Source organism: Natrinema soli, assembly GCF_028618695.1.
Window position 1 is genome coordinate 1 of the sequence record NZ_JAQIVI010000679.1, and the last position, 6,615, is coordinate 6,615.

5 protein-coding genes are annotated in these 6,615 nt (G+C 66.7%); 2 read left to right on the forward strand and 3 right to left on the reverse strand.

Features of this window, described 5'->3' with window-relative positions:
* Nucleotides 1-2,698 (forward strand): FAD-binding and (Fe-S)-binding domain-containing protein (locus PGX04_RS29885; RefSeq protein ID WP_273741814.1); only part of this gene is annotated, 2,698 nt, incomplete at its 5' end.
* A gap of 88 nt (nucleotides 2,699-2,786) precedes the next feature.
* On the opposite strand, the gene PGX04_RS29890 is transcribed toward PGX04_RS29885, so the two are convergent.
* The 3 genes from PGX04_RS29890 to PGX04_RS29900 form a co-directional block, all read right to left on the reverse strand.
* Nucleotides 2,787-3,455, reverse strand: coding sequence for a DUF502 domain-containing protein (locus PGX04_RS29890; RefSeq protein ID WP_273741816.1), 669 nt, complete (start codon nucleotides 3,453-3,455; stop codon nucleotides 2,787-2,789).
* Between the two features lie 123 nt (nucleotides 3,456-3,578).
* Nucleotides 3,579-4,886 carry a glutamate dehydrogenase GdhB gene (gene gdhB / locus PGX04_RS29895; protein ID WP_273741817.1) on the reverse strand — a complete coding sequence of 436 codons (1,308 nt, stop codon included), beginning with the start codon at nucleotides 4,884-4,886 and terminating at the stop codon, nucleotides 3,579-3,581.
* A 64-nt stretch (nucleotides 4,887-4,950) separates the two neighbouring features.
* Complete coding sequence (locus tag PGX04_RS29900) at nucleotides 4,951-6,132, reverse strand: M24 family metallopeptidase (protein WP_273741818.1); 1,182 nt, start codon at nucleotides 6,130-6,132, stop codon at nucleotides 4,951-4,953.
* 211 nt (nucleotides 6,133-6,343) lie between these two features.
* Between PGX04_RS29900 and PGX04_RS29905 the strand changes: the two genes are divergently transcribed.
* On the forward strand, nucleotides 6,344-6,615 hold a 272-nt coding region (locus tag PGX04_RS29905; RefSeq protein WP_273741819.1), incomplete at its 3' end, for a CDP-archaeol synthase.

Consider the following 6,615-nt stretch of genomic DNA (forward strand, 5'->3'; position numbering starts at 1 on the left):
CGATCCCGCCGCCGGAAATCGAAGCACGATCGGCGGCGCGATCGGCAACAACTCGACCGGCTCGCACTCGCTGCAGTACGGCAAGACCGACGCCTACATCGAGGCGGTGGAGGTCGTCCTCGCGGACGGCTCCGTCGAGCGCTTCGGCGAGGTGACGGTCGCGGAGCTTCGCGACCGGGCCGATCCGGAGGGGGGCCTGCTCGAGCGAATTCACGAGGTACTCCGGCGCGTTATCGACGAGGAGGCCGATGCGATCAGCGAGGTCTTCCCACAACTCAAGCGCAACGTCTCCGGCTACAACCTCGACCGACTCATCGCGGAGGCCTACGGCGAACCCGACGCGTTCGACGAGAACACCGACGAAACGGTCGAGATCGGCGGCGAGCCCGATCCCGACGCGACCGTCAACCTCGCCCGCGTCCTCGCCGGAAGCGAGGGAACGCTCGGCGTGGTGACGGAAGCGACCGTCTCGCTCGAGCCGGTCCCCGAGACGACGGGCGTCGCCCTGTTGACCTACGAGGACCTGCTCGAGGCGATGGCCGACGTCGACACCATCGTCCGTAACTACGATCCCGCAGCCATCGAGGCGATCGACGACGTGTTGCTCGACCTCGCCCGGAACACGGAGGAGTTCGCCGACGTCGCGGCGAATCTGCCCGAGGGAACCGAGACGGCGCTGCTCGTCGAGTTCTACGCCGAGAGCGAGGCCGACGCTCGCGAGAAAGTGGAGGCGATGCTCGCGGATCGGTTGCCCGACTCGAGCGCGCCGGAATCGGACGGCGGCGCGACCGTATCTGGGTCGCCCATCGATTCGGACCCAGTCCGCGCGTTCGACGCCCTCGAGGCCTACGCGCCCGACGACCGGGCCGAACTCTGGAAACTCCGCAAGAGCGCGGCACCGATCCTGCTCTCCCGGACCTCGGACGCCAAGCACATCTCCTTCATCGAGGACACGGCCGTCCCCACGGAGAACCTCGCGGACTACGTCGCCGACTTTCGGGACGTGCTCGAGGAACAGGACACGTTCGCAAGTTTCTACGCCCACGCGGGGCCGGGCTGCATGCACATGCGGCCGCTGGTCGACACCAAGAGCCCGGCCGGGTTGAACCAGTTCGAGGCGATTTCCGACGCCGTGACCGATCTCGTCGTCGAGTACGGCGGCTCGGTCTCGGGCGAGCACGGCGACGGCCGCGCCCGAACCCAGTGGAATCGCAAACTCTACGGCGAGGACGTCTGGTCGCTCTTCCGCGACGTGAAGACCGCATTCGACCCGGACTGGCTCCTGAATCCGGGCACCGTCTGCGGCGACCACGACATGACCGAGCACCTGCGGTTCTCGCCGGAGTACGAGTTCGAGGCGGGCTTCGAGCCGTCCCTCGAGTGGGAGACCGACAACGGCATGCAGGGGATGGTCGAACTCTGCCACGGCTGTGGTGGCTGCCGGGGATCCCAGGAGACGACCGGCGGCGTGATGTGTCCGACCTACCGCGCGGCCGAAGAGGAGAGTCTGAGCACTCGCGGCCGGGCGAACATGCTCCGCGGTGCGATGAACGGCGAACTCGACGCCGAGTCGACCGATCCGGAGTTCCTGGCCGAAGTGATGGACCTCTGTATCGGCTGCAAGGGCTGCGCGCGGGACTGCCCGAGCGAGGTCGACATGGCCAAACTCAAGGCCGAGGTCGAGCACGCGAACCATCGGGAGAACGGTGCGAGCCTCCGCGATCGACTCTTCGCGAACGTTGATCGGCTCAACGCCGTCGGCTCCGCGCTCGCGCCGCTCTCGAACTGGGCCGCGTCGCTGCCCGGCGCCGGGACGATCGCCGAGAAGACGGTCGGCATCGCACGCGAGCGAGACCTCCCGACCTTCGCCGGCGAGAGCTTCGAGGACTGGTTCGAGAAGCGAGGCGGCGAAGCCGCCTCGAAAAAGCGAGCGGAGAAGGCGCGAGCAGCGCGTGGGGGCTCTCGGATTCCGCTCGAGGAAGCCACCCGGAAGGTCCTCCTCTTCCCGGACACGTACACGAACTACAATCACCCGCGGGCGGGGAAGGCGGCCGTCCAGGTGCTCGAGACGGCGGGGGTCCACGTCGAAATCCCCGACGGCGTCACCTCGACCGGCCGGCCGGCCCACTCGAAGGGATTTCTCGACGTCTCGCGCGAGCGCGCTCGAACCAACGTCGAAGCGCTGGCTCCGCGGGTCGAGGACGGCTGGGAGGTCGTCCTGGTCGAGCCCTCGGACGCGGTCATGCTCCAGTCGGACTACCTCGATTTGCTCTCGGGACGCGACGCCGAGCGGGTGGCAGCGAACACCTACGGCGTCATGGAGTATCTCGATCGGTTCGACCTGGCGGCCGGGCTCCCGACCGCCGAACTCGACGAACGGCTGACCTACCACGGCCACTGTCATCAGAAAGCGACGAAGAAGGACGGCCACGCGGCCGCGGTCCTGCGAACGGTCGGCTACGAGGTCGACGCGCTCGATTCGGGCTGCTGTGGGATGGCCGGCTCCTTCGGCTACGAGGCCGAACACTACTCGCTGAGCCGATCGATCGGAGAAATCCTCTTCGATCAGGTCGACGACAGTGCGGGCGAGACCGTCGTCGCGCCGGGCGCGTCCTGTCGGACGCAGCTCTCGGGGTACGAGGGCTGTGACGATCCACCCCATCCGATCGAGAACGTCGCTGCCGGGCTCTCGCGGTAACTCGCCATCATACCCTCGAGCGGGTCGCAGTTACTCTTCGTCCGCCGACTGGGTCGCGCTCACCTGTCGTCCGTCTCTCGGACTGCGGTCACTCGTCGTCCGTCGACCGCTCGTCGGACGTGTCGAGCGGGGCCCGTGGCCGCTCGTTTCTCGGATGCTTTGATTCTCCGAATCCGCCGCTCAACACCCGTGCAAGCGTCTCTTCGACGGACTCGTCGGTTTCGGTGACGCGGTCGGGGTCGGCCTCGACCGTGAACCCCGAAGAGATGTTCGGCGCCGTCGGGATGAAGAGGACGATCCGTCCGTCACTCGTGGTGTGTCCGGTCTTGAACGCCGGCATCTGGGTGCCGTCCCAGCTCTCGACGCTGACCGATTCTTGCAGCGCCTGTTCCTCCCCGAACGTGGTCTCGGCGGCGACTTTCGACGCGTTGTAGAGGACGCGAAGTCCCGGAACGCGGTTCACGACGCCGTCGACGCTCCGCGAGAACACGTCGCCGACCGTCGTTCGGGTGAACGAGCCGACCGCGATCGCTATCAGAACGAACACCCCGAGCGGAACGACAATGCGGAGGATGCGGATGACGAACTCTCGAGTCGGTTCGTGGCCGATCAGGCCGCGTAACAAGTCGGCGTCGAATATGATCGCCGGCGTGAGCCCGGCGATGATCGCGTAGACCCGATAGACGACGTACAGCGTGACGAGTATGGGACCGATGATGATCAGCCCGCTCGCGAAGACACGCTTCCACGACCTCATGTTCGTAGCGTGTGACTGCTGGGACATGATACCTTCCTTTCGTTCGAACGCGAGCGATGGGGAGAGCGGCGTCGCCGGCGGCCGCGTTGCGTCGCGCTCCGATTGGGACGGCCGACCCGTGCGCTACGGCCAGAGGCCTCGCGTCTCTTTGGCGTCCGCAATGCGGGACAGCGCCACCACGTAGGCGGCGTCGCGCCACGTCAGTCCCTCGGCGTCGACCTCGGCGCGGACGTCGTCCCATGCATCGAGCATGTGCTCCTCGAGTTCCTCGTTGACCCGCTCGAGCGTCCACTGGCGGCGGTTGATGTCTTGCAGCCACTCGAAGTAGCTCACCGTCACGCCGCCGGCGTTCGCGAGGATGTCCGGAATCACCGGTACTCCCCGCTCCTCGAGGATGGTGTCGGCGGCGAACGTCGTCGGGCCGTTCGCCCCTTCGACGACGATGTCGGCCGCGACGGCGTCGGCGTTGTCCGCGGTGATGACGTTGCCGACGGCCGCCGGGATCAGGACGTCGGCGTCTAACTCGAGCAGTTCGGCGTTCGAGAGCCGACGGACGCTGTCACCGTCGTCGAGTTCGTTCGCGAAGCTGGTGACCGCTTCCGGCTCCTCGTCGTGGGAGGGAATCGCATCGACGTCGACCCCGTCGGGATCGTAGACCGCGCCGTTGACGTCCGAGACGGCAACGATCGTCGCGCCCCACTCCTCGAGCAGGCGCGCGGCGTTGGCACCGACACTGCCGAAGCCCTGGACGGCGACCGTCGTCTCCGAGATCTCGCGGTCGTAGTACCGAATCCCCTCTCGCGCGGCGATCGCCGTCGAGCGGCCGGGGGCCTCCTCGCGGCCGTAGGAGCCGCCGATGACCGGCGGTTTGCCGGTGACGACGCCGGGGATCGTTTCGCCCTGTTGCATCGAGTAGGCGTCCATGAACCAGGCCATCGTCTGGGCGTCGGTGCCCATGTCCGGCGCGGGAACGTCCTTCGTCGGCCCGACGGCGTCGCGCAGTTCCTCGGCGAACCGGCGGGTGAGCCGTTCCGTCTCGTCGACGGTCAACGATTTCGGGTCGACGGCGATGCCGCCCTTCCCGCCGCCGAAGGGGAGGTCCATCACCGCGCACTTCCAGGTCATCCACATCGAGAGCCCGGTACACTCTTCCGCACTCACCTCGGGGTGATAGCGCAGGCCGCCCTTGTATGGCCCGCGAACGTCGTCGTGCTGGGCCCGATAGCCGGTGAAGACCTCGACGCTGCCGTCCTCGCGCTCGAGGGGAACCGAGACCTGCTGGACCCGCGTCGGGTGTTTCAACCGTTCGACGACGCCCGGATCGACGTCGACGTGAGTCGCAGCTCGCTCGAGCTGCCGGCGGGCGGTGACGAGCGCCGAATCGAGTTCGTTTGCCTGTTCGTTCTCCGTTTCGGGTGATGGTGTAGTCATCAGTATAGTGGATGGTGTCGGCGATAGTAGTATGGCGGCCGTGCTATGGACGGGACGGTCCGAGTTACGTCGTGAACAGTTCTCGCGGGAAGTCGGCCAGCGTCTCCGCGCCGTCGCTCGTGACGTGGAACGTCTCGCTGATCTCCATGCCGATCTCGTCCGTCCAGATCCCGGGGATCATGTGAAACGTCATGTCCTCCTCGAGGATAGTCTCGTCGCCCGGTCGGATGCTCGCGGTGTGCTCGCCCCAGTCCGGCGGGTAGCCCAGCCCCATCGAGTAGCCGATACGGTCCTCCTTCTCGAGGCCGTGCTGGGCGATGGTGTCGCGCCACGCTCTCTCGACCGACTCGCAGGTGACGCCGGGTTCGGCGGCGTCGAGCGCGGCCTCGAGCCCCTCGACGACGATCTCGGCGGTCTCCTCGAGTTCCGCGGGCGGATCACCGACGAAGGTCGTGCGGGCCAGCGGTGAGTGGTATCGGTGACGACAGCCCGAAAGCTCGATGATAACCGGGTCACCGTCCTCGAACTCGCGGTCGGTCCAGGTCAGGTGGGGCGTCCCGGTGTGGTCGCCCGAGGGCATCAACGGGACGATCGAGGGGTAATCGCCGCCGTACTCCTCGGTCCCGGTGATCAGCTGTTCGTAGATCTCGGCCGCGGCCTCGTACTCCGGGACGCCGGCCTCGATCGCGTCGAGTCCCTCCCGCATCGCGTTCTCGGAGATCCGGGCCGCCTCGCGCATATACTCGAGTTCCCGCTCGGACTTCTTGATCCGGACCCAGCCGACCAGCAGCGTCGCGTCCTCGAACTCCGCTTCGGGGAGGTTCTGCTGGAGGCGCGTGTACGATTTGGCGGTGAAGTAGGCGGCGTCCATCTCGAGGCCGATCCGGCCGTCCGCGACCTCGAGTTCCTCGAGGACGCCAGCGACGTAGTCCATCGGATGGAGGTCGTGGGGGGAGTGGACGTGGTCGTCGCTGTACGCGCGGATGCTCTCGTCGGAGAGGTGGGTCGTCGCCCGCGCACCGCCCCCGTCCATATCGCGGCCGATCCAGACGGGTTCGTCGCGATCGGGGGTGACCACGACGGCCTGGTGGACGTAGAACGACCAGCCGTCGTACCCCGTCAGATAGTTCATGTTCGCCGGATCGGCGACGACGATCGCGTCGAGCTCCTCCTCGCGCAACCGCTCCTTGGTCCGAGCGACCCGTCGTTCGTACTCGGCCTCGTCGAAAATATGCTCTCGTGGCATGATAACAGGGCTCTGCGATGAGAGTCAATCAGGAGGACTAAAAACTTTTCGTGTACAGAAGATACAGATATTGTTTACAATTCTGCTCCCAATGCGCTTGTGAGCGATCGGTACGCGTCGAGCGCCGTCTGAGACCGTTCGACTCGAGTCCCACCGAATCGTTTCCGCCAAACCACCGCCGGTTAAGACACGTCGGTTCCTCCCAGCGGATATGGCAATACTCGAGACTATCGTGATCGCGTTCTGGGCGATGTTGCCCGCCTACGTTCCCAACAACGCCGCGGTGCTAGCCGGCGGTGGCCGCCCGATCGACGGCGGTCGGACGTGGGACGACAGGCGCGTGCTGGGTGACGGAAAAACCTGGCGTGGGACGGCGATGGGAATCGGCGCGGGCCTCGCGCTCGCGGGCGTGCTGACGTTCATCGCGCAGGACGCCAGTGACGCACTCGGCTTCGCGCTCCCCGAGTTCACGCCGCTCGCGGC